This is a genomic window from Streptomyces sp. NPDC048506, from assembly GCF_040651315.1.
Taxonomy (GTDB): domain Bacteria; phylum Actinomycetota; class Actinomycetes; order Streptomycetales; family Streptomycetaceae; genus Streptomyces.
Genome location: NZ_JBEZIX010000017.1, coordinates 22,263 through 43,657 on the forward strand (window position 1 = coordinate 22,263; position 21,395 = coordinate 43,657).

At 70.6% G+C, this 21,395-nt stretch carries 23 protein-coding genes and 1 pseudogene; 21 read left to right on the top strand and 3 right to left on the bottom strand.

Annotated elements, in window-relative coordinates; translation table 11 throughout:
- Positions 1–135 precede the first annotated feature (135 nt).
- A complete protein-coding gene (locus AB0C96_RS15990) occupies positions 136–1,608 on the top strand; it encodes a gluconate:H+ symporter (RefSeq protein ID WP_362917750.1) in 1,473 nt (490 codons plus the stop codon).
- Here the strand turns inward: AB0C96_RS15990 and AB0C96_RS15995 are convergent.
- Entirely contained in the window at positions 1,605–2,099 is a 495-nt protein-coding gene (locus tag AB0C96_RS15995) for an ATP-binding protein (protein WP_362917752.1), read from the bottom strand. The two genes, AB0C96_RS15990 and AB0C96_RS15995, sit on opposite strands and share 4 nt — an antisense overlap.
- 271 nt (positions 2,100–2,370) lie before the next feature.
- Here AB0C96_RS15995 and AB0C96_RS16000 point away from each other — a divergent pair, with 271 nt between their 5' ends.
- From AB0C96_RS16000 to AB0C96_RS16025, 6 genes are all read left to right on the top strand, one after another.
- Positions 2,371–3,222, top strand: coding sequence for a helix-turn-helix transcriptional regulator (locus AB0C96_RS16000; protein ID WP_362917754.1), 852 nt, complete (start codon positions 2,371–2,373; stop codon positions 3,220–3,222).
- 10 nt (positions 3,223–3,232) lie between these two features.
- Positions 3,233–3,424 carry a hypothetical protein gene (locus AB0C96_RS16005; RefSeq protein WP_362917755.1) on the top strand — a complete coding sequence of 64 codons (192 nt, stop codon included), beginning with the start codon at positions 3,233–3,235 and terminating at the stop codon, positions 3,422–3,424.
- Positions 3,425–3,618: 194 nt separating this feature from the next.
- Entirely contained in the window at positions 3,619–3,972 is a 354-nt protein-coding gene (locus AB0C96_RS16010; protein ID WP_362917757.1) for a hypothetical protein, read from the top strand.
- Between the two features lie 56 nt (positions 3,973–4,028).
- Positions 4,029–5,279, top strand: coding sequence for a putative T7SS-secreted protein (locus AB0C96_RS16015; protein WP_362917759.1), 1,251 nt, complete (start codon positions 4,029–4,031; stop codon positions 5,277–5,279).
- Between the two features lie 11 nt (positions 5,280–5,290).
- On the top strand, positions 5,291–5,899 hold the full coding sequence (locus tag AB0C96_RS16020) for a hypothetical protein (RefSeq protein WP_362917761.1): 609 nt from the start codon (positions 5,291–5,293) through the stop codon (positions 5,897–5,899).
- A 5-nt stretch (positions 5,900–5,904) separates the two neighbouring features.
- Positions 5,905–6,624, top strand: coding sequence for a hypothetical protein (locus AB0C96_RS16025; RefSeq protein WP_362917763.1), 720 nt, complete (start codon positions 5,905–5,907; stop codon positions 6,622–6,624).
- Between the two features lie 184 nt (positions 6,625–6,808).
- Here AB0C96_RS16025 and AB0C96_RS16030 read toward each other — a convergent pair whose 3' ends face one another.
- On the bottom strand, positions 6,809–8,164 hold the full coding sequence (locus tag AB0C96_RS16030) for a M14 family metallopeptidase (RefSeq protein ID WP_362917765.1): 1,356 nt from the start codon (positions 8,162–8,164) through the stop codon (positions 6,809–6,811).
- Positions 8,165–8,411: 247 nt separating this feature from the next.
- On the opposite strand from AB0C96_RS16030, the gene AB0C96_RS16035 reads away from it, so the two are divergent.
- A complete protein-coding gene (locus AB0C96_RS16035) occupies positions 8,412–9,287 on the top strand; it encodes a serine protease (RefSeq protein WP_362917767.1) in 876 nt (291 codons plus the stop codon).
- Positions 9,288–9,414: 127 nt separating this feature from the next.
- On the opposite strand, the pseudogene AB0C96_RS16040 reads toward AB0C96_RS16035, so the two are convergent.
- Positions 9,415–9,660 (bottom strand): annotated as a pseudogene (locus AB0C96_RS16040) (zinc ribbon domain-containing protein); the annotation flags it as partial.
- A gap of 277 nt (positions 9,661–9,937) precedes the next feature.
- Here AB0C96_RS16040 and AB0C96_RS16045 point away from each other — a divergent pair.
- From AB0C96_RS16045 to AB0C96_RS16105, 13 genes are all read left to right on the top strand, one after another.
- The gene (locus AB0C96_RS16045; protein WP_362917769.1) at positions 9,938–11,476 is read left to right on the top strand and encodes a hypothetical protein; all 1,539 of its coding nucleotides are present in this window, start codon (positions 9,938–9,940) and stop codon (positions 11,474–11,476) included.
- 75 nt (positions 11,477–11,551) lie between these two features.
- Positions 11,552–12,268 (top strand): Flp pilus assembly protein CpaB, encoded by a 717-nt coding sequence (cpaB, locus tag AB0C96_RS16050; RefSeq protein ID WP_362917771.1) that lies wholly within the window; start codon positions 11,552–11,554, stop codon positions 12,266–12,268.
- A 13-nt stretch (positions 12,269–12,281) separates the two neighbouring features.
- Positions 12,282–13,736, top strand: coding sequence for an AAA family ATPase (locus tag AB0C96_RS16055; protein ID WP_362917773.1), 1,455 nt, complete (start codon positions 12,282–12,284; stop codon positions 13,734–13,736).
- A 3-nt stretch (positions 13,737–13,739) separates the two neighbouring features.
- The gene (locus AB0C96_RS16060; protein ID WP_362917774.1) at positions 13,740–14,123 is read left to right on the top strand and encodes a TadE/TadG family type IV pilus assembly protein; all 384 of its coding nucleotides are present in this window, start codon (positions 13,740–13,742) and stop codon (positions 14,121–14,123) included.
- On the top strand, positions 14,120–14,641 hold the full coding sequence (locus AB0C96_RS16065) for a TadE family protein (protein WP_362917776.1): 522 nt from the start codon (positions 14,120–14,122) through the stop codon (positions 14,639–14,641). Before AB0C96_RS16060 ends, AB0C96_RS16065 begins: the two co-directional genes overlap by 4 nt.
- Positions 14,638–15,978 (top strand): CpaF family protein, encoded by a 1,341-nt coding sequence (locus AB0C96_RS16070; protein ID WP_362917778.1) that lies wholly within the window; start codon positions 14,638–14,640, stop codon positions 15,976–15,978. The genes AB0C96_RS16065 and AB0C96_RS16070 overlap by 4 nt, the downstream gene beginning before the upstream one ends.
- Entirely contained in the window at positions 15,975–16,922 is a 948-nt protein-coding gene (locus tag AB0C96_RS16075) for a type II secretion system F family protein (RefSeq protein WP_362917780.1), read from the top strand. The genes AB0C96_RS16070 and AB0C96_RS16075 overlap by 4 nt, the downstream gene beginning before the upstream one ends.
- 68 nt (positions 16,923–16,990) lie before the next feature.
- Positions 16,991–17,884: a DUF5936 domain-containing protein gene (locus tag AB0C96_RS16080; RefSeq protein WP_362917782.1), complete on the top strand. Its 894-nt coding sequence runs from the start codon at positions 16,991–16,993 to the stop codon at positions 17,882–17,884.
- 430 nt (positions 17,885–18,314) lie between these two features.
- Positions 18,315–18,479 (top strand): membrane protein, encoded by a 165-nt coding sequence (locus tag AB0C96_RS16085; protein WP_018089307.1) that lies wholly within the window; start codon positions 18,315–18,317, stop codon positions 18,477–18,479.
- Between the two features lie 20 nt (positions 18,480–18,499).
- A complete protein-coding gene (locus tag AB0C96_RS16090) occupies positions 18,500–19,240 on the top strand; it encodes a pilus assembly protein TadG-related protein (protein WP_362917784.1) in 741 nt (246 codons plus the stop codon).
- 66 nt (positions 19,241–19,306) lie between these two features.
- Positions 19,307–19,891 (top strand): hypothetical protein, encoded by a 585-nt coding sequence (locus AB0C96_RS16095; RefSeq protein ID WP_362917786.1) that lies wholly within the window; start codon positions 19,307–19,309, stop codon positions 19,889–19,891.
- A gap of 12 nt (positions 19,892–19,903) precedes the next feature.
- A complete protein-coding gene (locus AB0C96_RS16100; protein WP_362917788.1) occupies positions 19,904–20,530 on the top strand; it encodes an OmpA family protein in 627 nt (208 codons plus the stop codon).
- Between the two features lie 208 nt (positions 20,531–20,738).
- Positions 20,739–21,320 (top strand): TetR/AcrR family transcriptional regulator, encoded by a 582-nt coding sequence (locus AB0C96_RS16105; protein WP_362917790.1) that lies wholly within the window; start codon positions 20,739–20,741, stop codon positions 21,318–21,320.
- The last annotated feature ends 75 nt before the right edge of the window (positions 21,321–21,395 follow it).

Consider the following 21,395-nt stretch of genomic DNA (forward strand, 5'->3'; position numbering starts at 1 on the left):
CTTACCGCAGACCACGCCGCACCACCCGCACCGCCTGCCGCCCGGCGCCGCGCTCCGCACCGAAGGGGCGCCGCGCCGCGCTCCCCCCTGCTCGGAAGCATCTGCCTGACCACGGACCGACCACGGAGTCACCGCATGGTTCTCGTCGCGGCACCCACACCGGCAACGCCCCCGCACACCGGCGGCCTGCCCGCCCTGATACCCGGCACCGCGGGCCTGTTGACGGTCGCCGCCCTCGGCATCGCCCTCCTCCTCGTCCTCATCATCAAGGTCCGCCTCCAGCCCTTCGTGGCGCTGCTGGCCGTCTCCCTCGCCGTCGGTCTGGCCGCCGGCCTCTCCGTCACCGAACTCTTCGGCACGGTCCAGAAGTCCGACGCCGTCTCGCTGATCGAGACCGGTATGGGCGGCATCCTCGGCCATGTCGCCGTCATCATCGGCCTGGGCACCATGCTCGGCGCGATCCTCGAAGTCTCCGGCGGCGCCGAGGTGTTGAGCGCCCGGCTGCTCCACCTCTTCGGCGAACGGCGGGCCCCGCTCGCCATGGGCCTGACCGGCCTGGTCTTCGGCATACCGGTCTTCTTCGACGTGGGCATCTTCGTCCTGGCACCGATCGTCTACGCGGCCGCCAAAAGGTCGGGCAGGTCGATCCTCCTCTACTGCATGCCGCTGCTCGCCGGCCTGTCCATGACCCACGCCTTCCTGCCGCCGCACCCGGGCCCGGTGGCGGCGGCCGGACTGTTCCACGTCGACCTGGGCTGGGTCATCCTCATGGGCCTCGTCTGCGGCCTCCCCGCCGTGCTCGCCGCCTGGGGCTACGCGGCCTGGATCGGCAAGCGGCTCTTCGTGCCGGTACCGCAGGACATGGTCGAGGCCGCGGAGGAGGCCAGGGCGGCGGTGGCGGCCGAGAAGTCCGGGGCCGGCGCCCGGCCGCAGGAGCAGCCGGTCGGCCTGGCCGTCGTCCTCACCGTCATCGGCACGCCGCTGGTACTGATCCTCCTGGCCACCTTCTCCTCGGTCGCACTGGCCCCCTCCACCCTCCGCTCGGTCATCGAGTTCCTCGGCCACCCTTTCGTCGCCCTGACCCTCGCCCTGCTGATGGCGTACTACCTGCTGGGCGTGCGCCGCGGCTGGTCCCGCACGTCCCTGGAGAAGGTGTCGACGTCGTCGCTCAAGCCGGTCGGCAACATCCTCCTGGTCGTCGGTGCCGGCGGCGTCTTCGGCGCCGTCCTCAAGGGCAGCGGCGTGGCCACCGCCCTCTCCGACACCTTCCACGACGTCGGCCTCCCGGTGATCGTCCTGGCCTACCTGCTCTCCCTGGTCCTCCGCGTGGCCCAGGGCTCGGCAACGGTCGCCATCGTGACGACCGCGGGAATCGTCGTCCCCCTCATCGACGGCCAGAACCTGTCCCAGGCCCACCTGGCCCTGATCATCACGGCGATCTCGGCGGGGTCGATCTTCGCCTCGCATGTGAACGACGGGGGCTTCTGGATGGTGGCGAAGTACTTCGGGATCTCCGAGCGGGACACCCTGAAGTCCTGGACGGTCCTGGAGTCCGTGCTCTCGGTCGCCGGCTTCGCAGTGGCGGCACTGCTGAGCCTGGTCCTCTAACGCTGCGGCGTACGTACGTACTCCCGTGCCCCTTCGCGCGGCAGTACGGCCCACATCCGCGTCCCCTCCCCGTTCGCCGCCGACGCCCCGAATCCCCACTCGCCCTCGCAGGCGTGCATTACGCAGGCCAGCAGCAGGAGCACGGACCGCCGCCGCGCATCGCAGGCCGCCGCGAGGCGACGGTGCGCATGGCGCGGGTGCCCGTCGTCGAGGCTGATGCGCAGCGCGTCGCCGCGATAGCGCAGCGACAGGTAGACGTCGTCGGACGGCGTGAACAGGCAGGCGCAGGCGGCGAGTTCACCGACCACCTGGACGGCCGCGACGGTCACGTCGTCGAGGCCGTGGGCTTCCAGGATCGTACGAGCGGCGATGCGTGCGACGGAGGGGCTGGCGAGGGCGGCGGGGAGGGTGAGGCGGTAGGCCAGGTTCTCCGGTACGCGGGGTGTGCGCGTCTCCACGGGGTGCGGGCAGACGGTCACGGCTGCGGACATGGCAACTCCCTGTTGTCCACGGGTGGTTGACGGTGCGGCAGCCGGTGGCCTGTCTCCCTGGCGCGCACCCGCCCCTCCCAGGGAAGGAGGCTGCGGGCAGGCTCGCGCGATGCGCTTCCGGCTGCGGTGTGCGTAAGCGTTGCGTTACTGACTGTAGGTGGCGAGGGTCACGTTGTCCATCGTTCGAAGGGGTAAATACCCCTTCGCTTGGTGGACTTGAGGGCATGCCGGAGGCAGACTGGCCCACAACCACGGCACATGAAGGGGCTGCATGTCGACCAGAACCACGCCAACGGTGCGGCAACGGCGGCTTGGCGCCGAGCTGCGCAAGATGCGTCTGGCTGCCGGTGCCACGACGGAGTACGCCGCAGGGCTGTTGGGCATCGACCGGACACGGGTCTCCAACATGGAGAGCGGCATCAGGCCGATCTCCCCTGAGCGTGTGCGCACACTTGCTTGCAACTACGCGTGCGCTGACGAGGAGTACGTCGAGTCTCTCGTCGCCATGGCGGCGCCCGGGGAGCGTGGCTGGTGGGAGCGGGATCGGGGCACGCTCGCCGCAGGACTACTGGACATCGCGGAGCTGGAGTGGCATGCCGCTCGCATCAGTACGACGCAGACCGTCCACGTTCCGGGCCTGTTCCAGACCGAGGACTACGCGCGGGCCGTCTTTGCCGCCGTGCTGCCGCCGCCGACGCGGCTGGAGGTTGAGTTGCGCGTCGCCCACCGCATGGAGCGCCAGCGCGTCTTGGATCGGTCCGAGCCGCCCGAGTATGTTGCGTACGTTCACGAGGCGGCTCTGCGTATGCGATTCGGGGGATCCGATGTGATGCGGCTCCAGCTGGAACGTCTGTGCGCTGCGTCGGACCGCGACGGCGTCGACATTCGGATACTCCCGGTCGAGGCGGGTGTGTTCCCTGGGGCGGGGCACGCGCTCCTGTATGCCTACGGCGCCGTACCCCAGCTCGACACCGTGCAGCTGGATTCCGCCCATGGCCCGGAGTTCACGCACGCAGAGGCTCAGCTTGCGAAGTACCGCGCCCACCTGGACTGGATGGACGATGCGTCCCTCTCGACTTCGGCGTCGCGCGACTTCATCCGGACGATCGCCCGCTCACTCTAGGAAGGCCACCATGCAGGACATCAACTGGGAAGAGCCCTACTGCGGTGAAGGCAACAACTGCTTCCGCATAGGTACCGACGATCAGGGCAACGCCTACATCGCCGTGGCCGGCGCCGAAGGTGCCTACGTGGCCGATACCCGCGAGGCGCTCCGTTCCCTCATCCTCGACATCAAGGCCGGCAAGGCGGATCACCTGCTTTAGCCTCGAACTTTCGTGACAGCTCGCCAGTTCGTCTGGCGGGCTGTTTCGCTTTGGTCAGCTCTGCGCGCCTTGAACGGCAGCCCATGTGACAGCGCGAGATTAATCTTTCGTAAAGATGTTCGCAAGGGGAAGCGGTGCCGTGCTAGCGTGAATGGGCTTAATGATCACGGAGGGCTTGTGGCGGGAGGGCTCCGGTGTCCGGTTCGGGGGAATTCACAGTTGATGTCGAGGAATTAGCCTCGCTGTCCACGCGCCTGGACCGCTGCACGGAGTCGATGAGGTATGCCAGTGGCGATCTGCGCAGTGCGACAGTCGGCGACCTCGGCAACGGCCAGATCGACGAGGCCGGGGCGGACTTCAAGAGCGCATGGGAATTCGGCATTTCGCAGATCGCCGCGGTCACCGATGCGATCCGGGAAGGCTTGCAGGTCACCGCGCGCGCTTACCACGAGACCGACAGCGCGCTCCAGCAGGCGTTCGCCAAGGGGCACCACCAAAGCGGCAGCACAGCGAGCGGCGGCAGCGCGCAGGCAAGCCCCTTCGGATAGGGCAACGGTTCGAACAAGACCGAGACTTGGCATGACCGCACTGGGGGAAATGAATAGTGTCGCTCGCTGAACAGTTATGGGGTTACGGCGGCGGAGACCCGTACGAGGACAACGGCAACTTCTCGGGTCTGCAATTCAATCCGGCGCCCGGAGTCCTCCAGGCGGTCAACGATCTTGTCGAGGACCTGAACCGCGCGCACAAGAACCTCACCAGCGCCGCGGATACCCTGCGCGGCATCCACGACGGTGCCTGCTGGGCCGGTGATGCGGCGGAAGGGTTCCGCGCCAGGAGCGGCCCTCTGCCGAAGATGCTGGACACTGCCGGCAAGAGTTTCGACAAGGCTCGTCTTGCGCTGCACGGCTGGCATGCGGACCTGGCCGCGATGCAGACCAAGGCGCATTCGTACGAGAGTGAGGCCAAGGCCGCCCGCGGGCGCGCCGAACGGGCCGAGAGCAATCCCGATCTACAGCTCTTCCGCGACGGCGGTCTGGGGATGACCGATGCCGAAGCCGAAGCGGCCTCCGAGCGCTGCGAACGGGCCGTCCATGAGTTGGATGCGGCACGCTCGCAGCTGGCGAGCATCATCAGCCATGCAGGACAGCTCCGTTCACACCATGAGGAGATGGCCGGAAAGGCCGCCGCGGCACTGTCGGACGCCGCGGAGCAGGCCCCGGACGAACCGGGGCTCTTCGACGGTCTGCTGAACGGCCTGAAGGATCTGGCGAAGGGAATCCAGGACCTCGGGCGCGACATCGGTCAGTGGGTCAAAGACCATGCCAATGCCGTTGCCGCCATCGGTGATGTTTTCGCCGCCATCAGTACCTTCACGGGCCTGATCGGCTTCTGCTTTCCGCCGGCCGAATTGGTGATGGGGCCGGTGTCCGGCGTTACTTCGCTCGTCGCACTTGGTCTGCATGGAGCGGCACGGTCTGCTGGTGGTGAGGGCGTCGTCAGTGACAGAACGCTGACCGAGGACGGCTTGGGGGCGGTTTCCTTCGGTCTGGGGAAGGTCGCCGGACGGGTGGAGAAATTCGCCGAAGCAGCCGTCATCGGGGAAAAGATCAATGATGTCGGAAAGGCCTCGGGTCTGGGCAGCAGCGGTATGACGCTCTGGGACTGGACAAAGGACCAGACGGGACTCGGGTACTTTCTCCCCGACACCAAGGAGGAAGCCGCCACAATGGGCGGATCGATGTTGCTGGGCGGCCCGATGGGACCGGTCGTTGGCCTCGGGCTGGCGTTCAAGCATGCCTGGAACAAGGGCAGCGAGAAAGATGCGGCCGCGGCACACCAGACCGCAGGCTGAGAGGGGCTCCGTTGGAATCCGCCGGCTGGGTTCTCGTATCGCTGTGCGCACTGGGCGGAGCGGTCTTCGCCCTCTTCCTCGGATATTCCGACCTGGTCGGCACGAAGGCGCAGCGCAGACGGCGGTACGAAGAAATTGTGCGCTCCTTCGACGGCCGCCCCGAGGTCAAGGTACGAGTGAGCGGGACAGGGTTGTCGGCGGAACAGACGGCTTGGCTGGGCCATCAGTACGGATACTCCGTTCGGCAGTGGAAGACCGACCGGCATCAGCCCCGGTACCTCGTGATGCACAGAACCGCCCCGTACCCGCCGGCCAACACCGGCTACGGCCCCGCGGCCTGGAATGCGCCGCCCTCCGACATCTCGACGGAGCAGATACGGAACGAGCTTCACCGGGCCCCCGACCCTCCCGCCCGCCGCAACCAGATCATGGCCCTGCTGATTTTCGGCATCGGTGCAGTGGTGGCGGCCGTCAGCAACTACCGGTCCGGCGACTCGTACCTCCTGCCCGCCATTGCCGCGCCCCTATTCTTCGCCGGCGCTGTAGCTCTCACGTGGTACACGCGGCGAGCTAACCGGCGAAGGCAATCCCCGCCCGCGCCGGGCCAGCAGAAATGGTGAACGCATTGAGTGCCGTACACGTCGCCTTCGAGATCTCGTCCCTCTTCCAGAGGACCACCCCCGGCCTGGACCTGGAGCAGGCAAGGGCCGAGGTCGTGGCTCGCACCCAAGGGCAGGGCGCAGCATTTCCCGACGAACGAATCGACGACATCACGGTGGAGTACCAGAGGATCTCCGCCATGCTCGCGGAGTCCGGAGTCCTCTACGCTGCTTCCTGCTTCGGCCGGTTCGATGGCGACTGGTCCATGGGATCCCTGGTGATCGGACTCCAGCCGTTGTCCTATCGGGACCCGGAGATCGCCGTTGCCGGTATGGCCAAGATCCTCGCCGCCGAGCACGGTCCGAGCGCCGAGGTCAGCGCCATTGCCCTGCCCTGCGGCCAGGCCACCCTGGTCATCCGGCAATCGCCGGACCTGCGTCTGCCCGCCGAGTTCACCGAATCCGGCGAGGACATCCCGATCGACGTCGCCCAGTTGCAGGCATTCATACCTGTGCCGCCGGACGCAGTGCCCGGGGCGCAGACGCTGGTCACGGTGGTGTTCAGTACGCCGAGCACGGACCACTGGGCGGACTACTGCGAGCTGCTGGTGCCCTTCCTCGACAGCCTGAGCTTCCTGCCGGACCAGGAAGCCGGGGAGGACACCGATGCCGCCACGGACTGCCGGACGCCCGTCCGGCAGTCGCTGCCTTCGGTCAGCGGGGGCCCCGAGGGAGCGTTCGGCTGATGCTCTGATGCCGTTCCCGGCAAGTACCGCCGGGTGGTTGAGAGCACCCGGAGCCAGGTGGCCTCACGGCACCGGGGTGCAGCCGTTCCTTGCACACGACCAGCTACAGCCCGCAGTCCCTTGAGGGCGCCCGGCGCCGGAAGGGTTTCCGGGCCGGGTGCCCTCGGTGTAAGGGGGTGAGGCGTCAGCCCTTGCCCTTGCCCTTGCAGTACTGGTCCTGTTTCCCGATGGCGCGGTAGGGGCAGTCGGCGATCTCGGCCAGTTGCAGCACCGCGTCCCGGTTGCGTGCGGTCTCCTTCGGGATCACCGAGTCCTTCGGGTAGAAGCCGCCGGAGCCGGAGGAGGACGGGTACATCTCAAAGGTGTAGGCGAAGATCCGCTGGTCGCCCCAGAGCCAGTCGTCGATCGCCCCGTCGGTGATGTACAGCTCGCTGGACTGCTCGGGCGTGTAGCCGTTGCTGGCGGCCATCTTCTTGCCGAGGGTGGCGAAGGTGTCGTGCTCGTCCTGGGTCATGCCGGGGCCGGTCTCGTCGTTGGTGAAGCCGAAGGGCCATAGGACGAGCTCGCTGTAGGTGTGGAAGTCGATGGCGGTCTTGATCTGCTGCGTGCCGTTGACGATGCGGCTGCGCACGAACTTGGAGACGACCTGGACCTCGGGGGCGGAGGCGGCGGAGGGGCCGCGATAGGTCTCGTCGCCGGGGTCGTCCGAGGAGCCGTTGCAGCAGCCCCACTTGAAGTCCCAGTTGCGGTTGAGGTCGGTGCCGACCTCGTTGCTGCCGGCGTTGGGCTGGCGGTTCTTGCGCCACATGCGGAAGTTGCCGCTGGAGATGTCGTACTCGCCGCCGTCCGGGTTGAGGTCCGGGACGATCCAGATCTCGCGGGAGTCCAGCAGCTTGGTGACCCGGTCGTCGGAGCCGTACTTCGAGGTGAGCTCGTTGAGGAGGTAGAGCGCCATCTCGACGGTGAGGTGTTCCCGGGCGTGCTGGTGGGCGGTGAAGAGGACCTCGGGTTCGTTCTCGTCCTTGGTGACGTTCTTGCTGAGTTTGAGGGCCAGGATGTCGCGGCCCTCGTGGGAGGTGCCGATGACCTGCTTGGAGAGGATGGCCGGGTACTTGGCGACCAGGGTGTCGATCTCCTTGGTCTCCTCGGCGTAGGTGTGGTAGCCGGTGTAGCCCGGCGGGAAGTCCTTGACCTTGGCGCCCGGGGCGGCCGGCTTCGCGGCCGGCGGGTCGGGCAACCTGCGCAGCACGTAACCGAGTTGGCGGGCCGCCGCGGCCTGGGCCCGGCTCGCGGTGACGACGACGGCGCGGGCGTGCACCTCGTCGATGCTGGCGCCGGTCGCCGCGAGGGCGGTGCGGGCCGCGGCGGTGGTGGGGCCGGTGACCTCGTACTGATGGGGGAGTTCGGTGTCCGCCGCCGCGGAGGTGGGCCGGTGGGGCGGGGCGCCCTGTGCCTGGGCGGCGGCGATCGGGGCGGCGAGCGAGAGGGAGAGGAGTGCGGCGAGGACGGTGGTGCGTCCGCCGGGTATCCGTGGTCGCATGCGGTCTCCTGTGGGGGTGTGAGTCGAAGCGACGACGTCAGTTTTCGGGCATTGGCATGGCCGGGTCAAGGCGTTCGACGGCCAGATCCGGGGTCGGGGTGGTGAGCGGGGTCACCAGGGGAAACCGCCAACAGGCCATCCTTTTGCGGAATTTGATTGCTCCGGCGTGGCGTGCCGCTGACAATGCGCACGACAACGCCGAGGGTTCCGGAAGGGCCTTCGGTACGGAATCTGAGAGGACCCCCACATGAATCGACCTCTCGTCGGCACCCTGGCCACGGCCGTGCTGGGAGCCGCAGCCCTGGTGGGCACCGTCGGAACGGCCCAGGCGACGCCCCAGCGGGCGGCGCACCCTCAGGCCCACCACAAGACCAAGGCGGTGGACTTCGCCGGCACCGTGGCGCTGAGCAACTGCTCCGGCTCGGTGGTGAAGATGCCCACCTCGCAGGAGAACGACCCGGCCCTGGTGATGTCCAACGGCCACTGTCTGGAAAGCGGTATGCCCGGCGCGGGCGAGGTCGTCGTCGACCAGCCGTCCAGCCGCAGCTTCACGCTGCTGGACAAGTCGGCCAAGGAGCTGGGCAGGATCAAGGCCACCAAGGTCGCCTACGCCACGATGACCGACACCGACGTCTCGATCTACCAGACCGGCTCGACGTACGCGGAGATCGAGCAGAAGTACGGGATCAAGCCGCTGGAGCTGGCCACCGAGCACCCGACCAAGGGTGCGGCGATCAGCGTGGTCTCCGGCTACTGGAAGAAGATCTACTCCTGCAACATCGACGGGTTCGTGCCCACCCTCAAGGAGGGCGACTGGGCCTGGAAGGACTCGGTCCGCTACACCCCCGAGTGCAAGACCATAGGTGGCACGTCCGGCTCGCCGGTCGTCGACACCACCACCGGCAAGGTTACGGCGATCAACAACACGGGCAACGAGGACGGCGAGAAGTGCACCGTCAACAACCCGTGCGAGGTCGACGAGAACGGCAATGTGACGGTGCATCAGGGAATCAACTACGCAGAGGAGACGTACGGGATCCCCAAGTGCTTCGGGGTCGGCAACAAGCTGGACCTGAGCGCGGAGGGGTGTGCGCTGCCGAAGCCGGCGGCCACCCGTAGGTGACCTCACTCCTCCGTAGGTGACTTCCCCCCACGGGACGCCAGGTCCCGGGCACGGCGTGCCCGGGACCTGGTTGGTGGTGGGGCGTATCTCTCTGGTTGACCTCTTTCCCCTCTTGGCTGAAGGGATCTCACGGCTCACGCTGTGAGGGTTTCTGCTTCGCCGCCGACTGCCCCTTCGGGGAACCCCGTTGAGGTCTTAAACCGGCTCCACAGACAGACGCCGCCAGCCCGGCGGCCAGAAGGGTCTTGGCCGCGTTCACGTCCCGGTCGTGGGTCGTGCCACAGCCTTCGCACGTCCAGGTACGGACGTGCAGGGGCATCTCCGTGGCGAGGGCGCCGCAGTGGGAGCACAGCTTCGAGCTGGGGCGGAAGCGATACTTGAATGCCCGTTTCACGGGCATTGCCACGACTCGCGAGCTACCGCGCCAACTTGTGATCTTCTGGGCGTGGTTGATCGTGCATGGCGATCCGTCCTCATGGCAACTCGGCTTCCCCCGCTGGTACCGCAGGGGTCCGTTTCCTTCCGGGCTGAAGCCTGGGGTATTGGCGGGGAATCTGGATAAAGTGCTGAGCGTATGGCGCCGATGGCGCAGAGCTGTGCCGATCCGCGGTCCCGGGAACCCCGGCGGCCAAAGGGAGTGGGGGAGCGACGTGCCGACCGCGATTGCAGTCACCAGCCCTGACCTCGCGCTGCCCGCGACCGACCGGCAGACCCCCGCCGCGGTCGTCCTCCAGGCGCCGCACCGCCAGCCGCTAGACGAGGCCCTGACGGAGCTCAGCGCGGTGCTGGAGCACCACGGCCATCTTGTCGTGCTGTACTCCTCCGCCTGCCCGCCCGAACACATCCGCCGGCTGCACACCCTGCGCGCCGTCCTGGAGAGCGACCGGATCGCGATCCTGCCGATGTCCCTGCCACCGCTGGGTGTGGCCCTGCTCGCCCGCCAGCTGCGGCAGTTGTCGTTGTGCGACTTCAGCCCCGGCGTGCTGGCCAGCGCGGCGCGGCTGCTGGCGCACTACATCCACGCGGGCGCCCTGCTCGGCAGCGTCAGCGGCCTGGACCGGGTCGAGGTCGATCTGCGCTCCCACATGAAGTCCTGGCTGCCCGGCGCGCACTTCGCGGTGCTGGCCAACCCCGAGCCGCAGCTGCTGCACCTGGACCGGCACGGTACCCAGGCCGGTCTGCGCGCGCCCGGCTTCGCCACCCAACTGGCCGTCGCCCGGGGCCAGCTCACCGCGGAGTGGGTGACGGGGTCGCTGGCACCGGCCTGGCAGGTGCAGGGGGCGTACGAGGCCCGGCTGCCCGCCGAGTCCGCACGGTGGTGGGGGACCCAGAAGCTGATCGAATTCGCTGCGGCCATTCCCGACCTGTCCGTGCTCTACCAGTTGGTGGCGTCGGTACGGCGCGAGCAGTGCGGCTGGTGCGGGCTGGAGGTGCTCGGCGACCGCTGCGCGTTCTGCGCGGCACCGCTGGCGCGCAACCGTGCGACGGGCGGCGGCGCGTCCGCGCGCGGCCCCGCGGCCATAGAAGGGCCGGGGCGGGCGGCGGAGGACGCCGCGACCCCGGCCGTGCCCGCTCCCGCCACGCCGGCTGTGCCCGCTCCCATCGCCCCGGCTGTCCCCGCTCCCGCGACCCCGGCTGTGCCTGCTCCCGCGACCCCGGCTGTGCCTGCTCCCACCGCCCCGGCTGTGCCTGCTCCCACCGCCCCGGCTGTGCCTGCTCCCACCGCCCCGGCTGTGCCTGCTCCCACCGCCCCGGCCGTGCCTGCTCCCACCGCCCCGCCCGCGTTTCCGACCACCGCCCCGCCGGCGGCCCCGCCCCCGGCACCCGGGCCGCCGCCGTCCGGGCCGTGGGCCGAGCGGGGGCTGGCGCCGGTGGCACCGTCGGGCGTGCCGGGAGCCCCGGGCGCGACGGGTGTTGCCGGTGCCGCCGGGGTGAACGGCGTGCGCGGCGGCGGCACCGTCGACCGCGGCACCCCGGGGCAGGTGGACGTCCGCGGACCGGCCCTCGCGCCCGGCTCCGGTCCGGGCGCCCTGGGGACCCGGTACGGGACCGGCTGCCCCGTACCGGGCAACCCCTATGCGGCGGACGCGCCCCGCGTCCCCGGCCGCTGGGACCTGCCCGGCCACCCCGACTTCGCCGGTGAGCCGGACGCTCCCGGTGTGCCGCGCACGGTGGCCCGCGTGCGCTGAGAACCGTCCCCGAACGCCTGCCCCCCCCGCCGGCCGCCCCGCCCCGTCCCCCGTCCCGATCGAGGTTCCTCCCCCATGAACTCACGCCAGCGCCGCGGAGTGATCCTGCTGCTCCTGTCGGTCCTCTGTGCGGTCGGCGCGTTCGTCGGCGTGCTGTCGGTGATCAAGAACGTCGAGTCCAAGGTCGGACCCGAGAAGACCGCCTACCGGCTCAAGACGGACGTCGCCGCCTATAAAGCGCTGGATCCGGGGCAGTTCGAAAGGGTGATGATGCCGCAGCGCTGGCTGCCGCCCACCGCCGTGACCGACCTGGACCAGGTCAACGGCAAGATCGCGGTGACCCCGTTGAAGAAGGGGTCGCTGCTCCAGGACGACATGATCGTCGACCGGCCGGCTCTCAAGGCCGGACAGCAGGAGATCGCCATCATGATCGACGCCGCCACCGGTGTGGCCGGCAAGATCAACCCGGGTGCCCGGGTGAACATCTACGCCACGTTCGAGGGCAAGCGCGCCGAGGACAAGCCGGTCTCCAAGGTCATCGTCGCCGGCGCCCAGGTCATCGACGTCGGCAGGCTGAGGCCCCTGGAGGCCAAGGACCCCGGGGACACCACCACCGGACGGCAGGCCGGCGAGGCGGTCCCGATCACCTTCGCGCTGAACACCCAGGACGCCCAACGGGTCGCCTACGCCGAGTCCTTCGCCTCCCACGTGCGGCTCGCCCTGCTCGCCCCCGGCAGCGAGGCCACCATCCCGCCCGGCCAGCGCACCTACACCCTCGACGGCGACAAGTGACCCGGAGGCCCAGGTGACCATCCGCATCCTCCCGGCGATCGGCGACCCGGACGCCGCGCGCGCGGTGACCTCCCTGCTCAACCAGCTCCCGGACGCCGAACCGGCGCCCGTGGTGGCCGACTCCACCGCGCTGCTCGACGCGCTGGCCGCCGCCGCCCAGGGAGCCGGCGCCCCTCCGGGCCACCCGGCGCCCGCCCCGCCCGCCGCCGGCGCGTCGTATGCCGTCGAGGCGCTCCCCGAGGTCGTCCTGGTCCACGAGCGGATCGGCCCGACGCCCGCGCTGGAGCTGATCCGCGAGGTGGCGCTGCGCTTCCCCGCGGTCGGCGTGGTGCTGATCACGACCGACGCCGGGCCCGCGCTGTTCTCCGCCGCGATGGACGCCGGCGCCCGCGGCATCGTCGGACTGCCCCTGGTGTACGACGAGTTGGCCGCCCGGGTGCAGGCCGCCGCCCAGTGGGCGGCGGGCGTACGGGTCCACCTGGGGGGCGCCTCGGACGCGCCGCCCGGTCCGAGCGGCACGCTGGTGACCGTGACCGGCGCCAAGGGCGGAGTCGGCACCACCGTCGCCGCGGTCCACCTGGCGCTGGCCGCCCGCGCCGCGGGCCGGAGCGTGGCACTGGTGGACCTGGACCTCCAGTCCGGCGACGTCGCCTCCTACCTCGACGTCCAGTTCCGCCGCTCGGTCGTCGACCTCGCCGGCATCCAGGACATCTCCGTACGGGTGTTGCAGGACGCGGTGCACGACCACCACACCGGCCTCGGGCTGCTGCTCGCGCCGGAGGAGGGCGAGCGCGGCGAGGAGGTGGACGACCGGGCGGCCCGCCAGATCATCGGCGCGCTGCGCTCCCGCTACGAGGTGGTGCTGGTCGACTGCGGCTCCCAGATGCAGTCCGCGAACGCCGCGGCCGTGGAACTCGCCGACGTCGCCCTGCTGGTGACCACCCCGGACGTGGTGTCCGTACGGGCCGCCAAGCGGCAGGTGCGGCTGTGGGACCGGCTCCAGATCCGCAAGGCGGAGGACACCACCACGGTCGTCAACCGGCTCACCCGCAACACCGAGATCCAGCCCCCGCTGGTCGCCAAGGCCACCGGCACCCAGGTGGCCCGGACCCATGTGCCGGCCGCCTTCAAGGAGTTGCAGCCCTGCGTCGACGCGGGCCGGATGCAGGACCTGGACGGCCGGTCGACGGTCAAACAGGCGCTGTGGGCGCTGGCCGGCGAGCTCGGCCTGGTCGAGTCGCCGGCCGTGCGGCAGGGCCGGGGCAGCCACCGGGCGCGGCCGTCCCTGACCGGGCGCAAGCGCAAGGCCCTCACCGCGGGCGCGGCTCCCGGTACCGGGACGGGGCCGGGCGCGGCACCGGGGCCGGCCTCCGGGACCGGCGTCCGCTTCGGTGCCCGGCGGGGCCCCGCCACGGCGACCGGCGGACCGGGGGCGTTCGATCCGGCCGGCCCGTACGAGGAGGGCTGAGCGGTGCGACGCCCGCTGGGCGGCGACGACCGGGGGCAGGTCTCCGTGGAGTTCCTGGGGCTGCTCCCGCTGATCCTGCTGGTCCTCGTGCTGCTCTGGCAGTGCGTGCTGGTCGGCTACACCTACTCGCTCGCCGCCCACTCCGCCGACCGGGGCGCGCGGGCGGCCACTGCCACCGAGGGCGGCGGCGCGGGCGCCTGCCGCACCGCCGCCGAGGACCAGCTGCCGTCCGCCTGGCGGGGCGGCGCCGCGACGTCCTGCGGGACGGAGGCCGGCCTGTGGAAGGCCACGGTCCGGATCAAGGTCCCGGTGCTGTTCCCGGGGGCGGGCAGCTTCCCCTGGACGGTCACCGGCTCGGCCGGCGCGGCGAAGGAGGAGCGCGGATGATCCCCGTACGCACGCCCGCCCGACCCCGCACCCCCGCCCGGCTGCGCCGACCCTCCCCGGTGCGCGGGCGATCCGGGCCGCGCCCGCCCGCCCGGTGGCGCGGCCGCGGTGACGACCGCGGCCAGGCGTCCATCGAGTTCCTCGGCTTCCTGCCGATCCTGCTCGTCGTCGCGTTGGCCGTGGTCCAGCTCGGCCTGGCCGCCTACACGGTCCAGCAGGCCGGCACGGCAGCGCGCGCCGCCGCCCGTACCGCCTCGATGGACCGGGCCGACCGCGAGACCGACCCGCAGACCGCCGGCCGGGAGGCGATCAGCGGCTGGGTCGCGGAGCGCGCCACGATCGTCGTCGGCGGCGGGGGCGACACGGTCCGCGCGACGGCCCGGGTACGGATCCCCTCCCTGATCCCCGGCGTCGACTTCGGCTCCGCCAGCCGCAGCGCCACCATGCCCCGCCCGCCCACGCCCTCCGACGCCCTGGGCCCCGCGGTGCGCACCGTCGAAGGAGCACCCCCGCGATGAGCCTGAAAGCCCGGATCGTCGCGCCCGAACCGGCCGGTGAGGCGCGCCACGACAGCCATATGGTCGCGGCCTACCGCGCCAAGCTGCTGGAGGAGATCGACCTCGCCGAGATGTCCTCGCTCGCCGCGGCCGAGCGCCGCTCGCGGCTGGAGCGGGTGCTGGGCCACATCATCAGCCGTGAGGGCCCGGTCCTGTCCACGGCCGAACGCGCCCAGCTCATCCGCCGGGTGGTGGACGAGGCGCTCGGCCTCGGTGTGCTGGAACCGCTGCTGGAGGACGCCTCGATCACCGAGATCATGGTCAACGGCCCCGACCAGGTGTACGTCGAGCGCGCCGGCCGGGTCGAGCTGGTGCCCGTCCGCTTCGCCTCGCACGAGCAGCTGATGCAGACCATCGAACGGATCGTCTCCACCGTCAACCGCCGGGTGGACGAGTCGAATCCGATGGTCGACGCCCGGCTGCCGTCCGGTGAGCGGGTCAACGTCATCATCCCGCCGCTCGCCCTGAACGGCGCCACCCTCACCATCCGCCGCTTCCCGCGCGCCTACACCCTCGCCGAGCTGATCGGCATGGGCACCCTCGACGAGCAGATGCTGATGCTGCTGGCCGGGCTGGTGCGCGCCAAGTTCAACGTCGTGGTCTCCGGGGCCACCGGCGCCGGCAAGACCACCCTCCTCAACGCGCTCTCCGGCCTGATCCCGGACGGGGAGCGGATCATCACGGTCGAGGACGCCGCCGAGCTCCAGCTCCAGCAGTCCCACGTCATCCGGCTGGAGGCCCGGCCGCCCAACGTGGAGGGCAAGGGCCGGATCACCATCCGCGACCTGGTCCGCAACTCCCTGCGCATGCGCCCCGACCGCATCATCGTCGGCGAGGTGCGCGGCGGGGAGACGCTCGACATGCTCCAGGCGATGTCCACCGGCCACGACGGCTCGCTGGCCACCGTCCACGCCAACAGCGCCGAGGACGCCCTGATGCGGCTCCAGACGCTGGCCTCCATGTCGGATGTGAAGATCCCCTTCGAGGCGCTGCGGGACCAGATCAACAGCGCCGTCGACTGCATCGTGCAGCTCACTCGGCACGCCGACGGCTCCCGCCGGATCAGCGAGATCGCCATCCTCGACTCGCGCGGTCACGAGGACTACCGGATCGCGACGGTCTGCCGCTTCGAGGCCCGCCCGATGGGCGCCGACCGCATCGTGCACGGCGCCTTCCGCTACTTCCCGCTGCCCCGCCGGGTGGCCGAACGCCTCGTCATGGCGAGCGAGCCCACCCCGCCCGCGTTCGGGGTGGCGGCCACCGACGACCAACTCGCCACCCGGAAGGCCACGTCATGACCGGCGGGAACCACCTCGCCCTGCTCACCGTCGGGGCCACGCTGCTGTGCGGGGTGCTCGCCATCGCCGGCGCCCGCAGCTACGCCGCCGGGCGGGCCCAGCGCCAGGCCATCGTCGACCGGCTCGCCGACGAGCACGGGCTGCCGGTGGTGGGACGGCGCCGCCGCTTCCCCTCCGTCGACCGCACGCTGCGCGGCACCCGCTTCGGCCGCCGCCTCGAACTGCGGCTGGCCGCCACCGGACTGGACGTCACCCCGGGCGAGTTCTTCGTCGCCATGCTCGGCACGGTCCTCGCGCTGTGGCTGGTCGCCCAGGCCACCCTCGCCCCGTTCTTCGGCCCGATCGCCGCGCTGGTCGCCGTCTGGGCGGCGTTCGCCTTCCTCAACTGGCAGCGTCAGAAGCGCATCGAGAAGTTCATCAACCAGCTCCCCGAACTCTCCCGGATCCTCGCCAACGCCACCCAGGCCGGCCTGGCCCTGCGCACCGCCCTGGGCATGGCGGCCGAGGAGCTGGAGGCCCCGGCGGGCGAGGAGCTGGCCAAGGTCTCCGACAAGCTCGCGGTCGGCCACTCCATCGACGAGGCCCTCGGCGAGCTGGCCGAACGCCTGCCCTCCCGCGAACTCGTCGTCCTGGTCACCACGTTGGTGCTCGCCAACCGCGCCGGCGGCACCGTCGTCGGCTCGCTGCGCAACCTCACCAAGACCCTGGAGGAGCGCAAGGAGACCCGCCGCGAGGTCCGCACCCAGCTCTCCCAGGTCGTCGTCACCGCCTACGTCGTCCCCCTGCTCGGCATCGGCACCCTGCTGCTGATGAACCGGATCGCGCCCGGTGCCATCGACCGGATGACCTCCTCCTTCCTCGGTCAGCTCGCGGTGGTGGTGGCCTTCGCCCTCTACGGCCTCGGCTTCTTCTTCATCCGCCGCCTGTCCAAGATCGACGTGTGACCGGAACGGGCGGCGGAACGGGCAACGGGATCGGAACGGACGGCGGAACGGCAACGGGAATGGTGGGAATGGGAATCGGAATTCTGCTGGCCGCGGTCTTCGCCCTCTCGGTCGGCGGCATCTGCTGCGGTATCGCCCTCTACCGCCGCGAGGCCCGGCTGCCGCCCGACCTGGCGCTGTCGTTGGAGGTCGGCTCGACCCGGACGACGGCCGTCGGGTCGGCGGTGGACCGGGCCGGGATGCGCTACGCCCCGCTCGTCCTCCGCCTCATGGGCGAGAAGCGGACCGCCCGCATCCGTCGCCGCATCGACCTCGCCGGCAACCCGGGCGGGCTGACCGTCGACCGCTACGCCGCCCGCCGCGCCGTCTACGGCGCCCTCGGCTTCTTCGGCGCGCTGGTGATGTTCCTGCGCGGCCAGCCGGTTCTCGGCGTCCTGATGGTGCTCTTCGGCCTCTTCTGGACCGAGGTCGGCATCTGGGCCGCGATCCGTCAGCGCAAGGACACCATCGAGCGCACCCTTCCGGACTTTCTGGACGTGCTGGCCGTCGTGGTCAGCGCCGGCCTCAGCTTCCGCCAGGCACTCGACCGTGTCGCCGAGAAGTACGAGGGCCCCTGGGCCGATGAACTCCGCATCACCCTCCGGCAGATGGACATGGGTGTCAGCCGCCGCGCCGCCTTCGACGAACTGCGCAAACGCAACGACTCGGAACAGGTGGCCCAGTTCGTCACCGCCCTCCAGCAGGGCGAGGAACTCGGCTCCCCGATCGTCGAGACCCTGATCCAGATCGCCAACGACATGCGCCGCACGGACGCCCAGAACGCCCGTCGGCGGGCCGCCCGCGCGGTCCCCAAGGCGACCATGGTCGTCACCACGTTCATGGTCCCGGCCACGATGATCCTGCTCATCGCCGGTTTCTTCCTGGGCTCGGGGACCAACTTCGGCTCCCTGATGGGGCGCTGACGCCCCGCACCCGCAAACGGTCCGGTCCGCGGTCGGGGCCCGCCTCGGCCGCCGTCCCGGCCGGATGCCGACGTTCCACCGTTCGCTTCTCGTCAACACCTTCGCAGCCGCAACGAGTTGTGTCACAGTGTGTGGGCCGACGGTCGCGCGCGCACTACAGTGCGGGACGACCCGCCGGTCCGCATGGGCATCGGAGCGGGGCATCGTCCCGGAGGGGGAGCGGGGGTGGACAGCGTGCGACCGAGTGGCCGAAACGCGCCGTTGCGCCATCCGTCCGTGTCCCCGAAAGAGGAGGGGGTTCGGAAGCCCTGTTCCGGGAACCCTGTTCCGGCGTACGTTTCTGGTGTCGCGAGCGCGGCCGACCGCGCCGACACCACGGGGACAGACCAGCCGGACCAGAGCGGTACGGCGGCCCATGGAGGGGAAGACGATGGCGAAGCGGATTTTGGGGAACGACCGGGGACAGACCTCGATCGAGTACCTCGGCATCATCGCGGTGGTCGTGGCCATCGTCCTGGTCCTGTCGACGACGGACTTCGGCAGCCAGATCGCCAACGCCATCGCCAACAAGATCTCCGACGTCGTCGGGATCTAGGTCCCGCCGTAGCCAGCGCCGTGTCGGCCACCACCACGCGCCGCAGCAGGCGCGACGCCGGACAGGCCTTTCCGCTCTACATCGTTGTGGTCGGGGGCCTGCTCTTCCTCGCCCTCGCGTTCTTCGCCGTGGGGCAGGCGGCGGCCACCCGCAACGGCGCGCAGACCGCCGCCGACGCGGCCGCGCTCGCCGCCGGCCAGAAGTACCGCGATCTGCTGACCAAGGGAGTGCTCGACGGTCTGCGCGACGGACGGTACGAGAGCGACCCGGCCGGCTGGGAGGACCTGTTGAACGGGCGCGGCGCCCCGTCCGGGACGGCCTGCACGAGCGCCGACTGGTTCGCCGGCCGCAACGACGCCGAGGTCTCCTCCTGCACCCCGGACTCCTGGCCCACCTCGTTCGCGGTCACCGTCAAGACCCGGCACACCGTGGGCCGTTCGGTCATCCCGATGACCGGAAGCACCCGTGCGTCGGCCGAGGCGAAGTCCGTCGTCGGCCCGCGCTGCACCCTCGCTCCCGCCGGGGACGGCGGGAGCGGTCCGGGCGACCACGGCGGCACGGGCGGCGCCGGTGGTGCAGGCGGGCCGGGCGGCACCGGCGGCAAGGGCGGCACGGGCGGCACGGGCGGCACGGGCAAGGACGCCCCCGGGCCCGGCCCCGTCAGGCTCACCTGCGACGGCAAGGTCGTCACGCTCGACCCCGACCACCTCCAGCACCTCCCCGACGCCTCCGACCTGTTCTCCGTACGCCTCGCCCACTGACCGGCCGCCTACCGGCCCCGACCACCACCGACCACCGAGCACACGACGATCGAAGGAATCGCATCCATGAGCATTCGGCGCACCACGAAGGCCGCCAGGGGAGTGGTCGCCATGGCGAGCGCTGTCGGCCTGGCTCTCGTCGTGGCCGGCTGCGGGAGCGGTGGTGACGGCGGTGCGCAGGCGAAGGGCTCCAAGCCGCCGGCTCGCAGTACCGCCCCCAAGGACGACGGCGCCGGCGCCCCGGCGGCCGACTCCAGCAAGGTGATCGCCGAGATGAAGGGCCCCGATGACATCGTGGTCACCCTGAACTCGGTCGTCCGCGACTCCGGCGGCTTCGTCACCGTCAACGGCACCGTGACCAACCACGGCACCCGCCCCTTCAACGCCATCAACTGGCGTTCCAACGAGACCGAACTGCGCTCCCGTTCGTCGATCTCCGGGGCCACCCTCATCGACAAGGCGGGCAAGAAGCGGTACCTGGTGCTGCGCGACACCAACGGCGAATGCCTCTGTACGACCGGGCTCAGCGGTCTGATGCCGGGCGCCAGCCGGCCGATATTCGCGCAGTTCCCGGCGCCACCGGCCAAGGTGACCGAGGTGGACTTCCAGCTGCCCACCATGCCGCCGGCCAGCGTGCAGATCACGGACTGAGCGGGGCGTTCGATGACCGCGACCCAGATCCCCCGCACCCCGCGCGCGCCCCGCACGGCCGTCACCGCCGCCGTCGCCCTGCTGCTGGCCGTGGCGCTGACGGTGCCCACCGCGCACGCCGACCCGCCCGGCGTGACCGAGGACTCCAACCCCCCGGTCAGGATCGATCCCAACGACCCCGATCTGCGGATGGTCCAGGGCGCCAAGCTCGCCCCGTCCAAGGTGCTGAACATCAAGTCGATCGTCGAGACCGACGACGGGTCGGAGCGGCGCCAGGACACCAACGACAACGTGACCTTCTCGCTCCAGGCCGAGGTGCTCTTCGGCAAGGACAGCGCCAAGCTGACGCCGGACGCACTGTCCCGGATCTCCACCATCGCCACGGAGGTCAGGAAGCAGAACGCCACCAGCCTGCGGGTGTTCGGCTTCACCGACAACCTGGGGTCGGCGAGCCACGGGCTGGTCCTGTCCAAGCAGCGCGCCAACGCCGTCCAACAGGAGCTGGCCAAGGACCTCGGCTCGTCCGTGGGCTTCCAGATCCGCGGCTACGGGGAGCAGTACCCGATCGCCGACAACAGCACCGAGGAAGGCCGTAAGAAGAACCGCCGGGTCGAGGTCAGCTTCCCCCGCACGTCGTAGCCCGACGGGTCGGAGCGCGGGGCGGCTTCCGGTGCGCCGCCGGGTCGCGGGGCCATCGATGAGCGCCGAGACGACGGACAGCGCGACGACGGTGACCACGACGTCGATGACGACGGCGAGCGGCCGCAGGTGCTGGGCCGGTGGGAGTGCGCACAGGGTCCAATGTCATATTGGACCGTTTGATCCAATAAGTGCTAGCGTGGCTGCCATGGCACGGCCACGGAAGTTCGACGAGGGGCGAGCGGTCGACGCCGCGATGGAGGCGTTCTGGGTCGCCGGCTACGAAGCCACCTCCACCCAGGACCTCTGTGACGCCACGGGCCTGGGGCGCAGCAGCATCTACAACACCTTCAAGAGCAAGCACGACCTCTTCGAGCGGGCGCTGGCCCGCTACATGGAGCGCAGGAACGGCGAGCTCGCCGAGCTGCTGGAGGGTGCGCTGCCGGCGCGGCAGAAGATCCGTGCGCTGTTCCAGCGGGTCGTCGACGAGGAGTTCGGCGGCGGCGCGGACGGCCGCGGCTGTCTGGTCGTCAACACCTGCGTCGAGGTGTCGGCCCACGACCCCTCGGTGGCGGCCTCGTTGGAGCGGGACTACGGCGTACGGCTGGAGGCGATCCGCGCCGTGATCGAGTCCGGTCAGCGCGCCGGCGACGTCACACCGGACAAGGACTCCCACACCCTCGCGCACCTCGTCATCGCCACGGTGTGCGGGCTGCGCGTCTCGGCGCGCGCCGGTGTCGACCGCGCGGCGCTGGAGGGTGTGGCGGACGCGGCGTTGTCGGCGTTCTGAGGTCCGTCCCCCGTGGTGTTGGGCGGGCCGCGGCGCCGGTGTCCGGGGAGCAGCCCCGTACCGCGGGTCCGGAGG

Excerpts from the sequence above, each read along its gene's own strand:
- AB0C96_RS15990 (WP_362917750.1), top strand. The coding sequence starts at position 136 with ATGGTTCTCGTCGCGGCACCCACACCGGCAACGCCCCCGCACACCGGC.
- AB0C96_RS15995 (WP_362917752.1), bottom strand. The coding sequence starts at position 2,099 with ATGTCCGCAGCCGTGACCGTCTGCCCGCACCCCGTGGAGACGCGCACA.
- AB0C96_RS16000 (WP_362917754.1), top strand. The coding sequence starts at position 2,371 with ATGTCGACCAGAACCACGCCAACGGTGCGGCAACGGCGGCTTGGCGCC.
- AB0C96_RS16005 (WP_362917755.1), top strand. The coding sequence starts at position 3,233 with ATGCAGGACATCAACTGGGAAGAGCCCTACTGCGGTGAAGGCAACAAC.
- AB0C96_RS16030 (WP_362917765.1), bottom strand. The coding sequence starts at position 8,164 with ATGCGACCACGGATACCCGGCGGACGCACCACCGTCCTCGCCGCACTC.
- AB0C96_RS16035 (WP_362917767.1), top strand. The coding sequence starts at position 8,412 with ATGAATCGACCTCTCGTCGGCACCCTGGCCACGGCCGTGCTGGGAGCC.
- cpaB (WP_362917771.1), top strand. The coding sequence starts at position 11,552 with ATGAACTCACGCCAGCGCCGCGGAGTGATCCTGCTGCTCCTGTCGGTC.
- AB0C96_RS16065 (WP_362917776.1), top strand. The coding sequence starts at position 14,120 with ATGATCCCCGTACGCACGCCCGCCCGACCCCGCACCCCCGCCCGGCTG.
- AB0C96_RS16070 (WP_362917778.1), top strand. The coding sequence starts at position 14,638 with ATGAGCCTGAAAGCCCGGATCGTCGCGCCCGAACCGGCCGGTGAGGCG.
- AB0C96_RS16075 (WP_362917780.1), top strand. The coding sequence starts at position 15,975 with ATGACCGGCGGGAACCACCTCGCCCTGCTCACCGTCGGGGCCACGCTG.
- AB0C96_RS16080 (WP_362917782.1), top strand. The coding sequence starts at position 16,991 with ATGGGAATCGGAATTCTGCTGGCCGCGGTCTTCGCCCTCTCGGTCGGC.
- AB0C96_RS16085 (WP_018089307.1), top strand. The coding sequence starts at position 18,315 with ATGGCGAAGCGGATTTTGGGGAACGACCGGGGACAGACCTCGATCGAG.
- AB0C96_RS16095 (WP_362917786.1), top strand. The coding sequence starts at position 19,307 with ATGAGCATTCGGCGCACCACGAAGGCCGCCAGGGGAGTGGTCGCCATG.
- AB0C96_RS16100 (WP_362917788.1), top strand. The coding sequence starts at position 19,904 with ATGACCGCGACCCAGATCCCCCGCACCCCGCGCGCGCCCCGCACGGCC.
- AB0C96_RS16105 (WP_362917790.1), top strand. The coding sequence starts at position 20,739 with ATGGCACGGCCACGGAAGTTCGACGAGGGGCGAGCGGTCGACGCCGCG.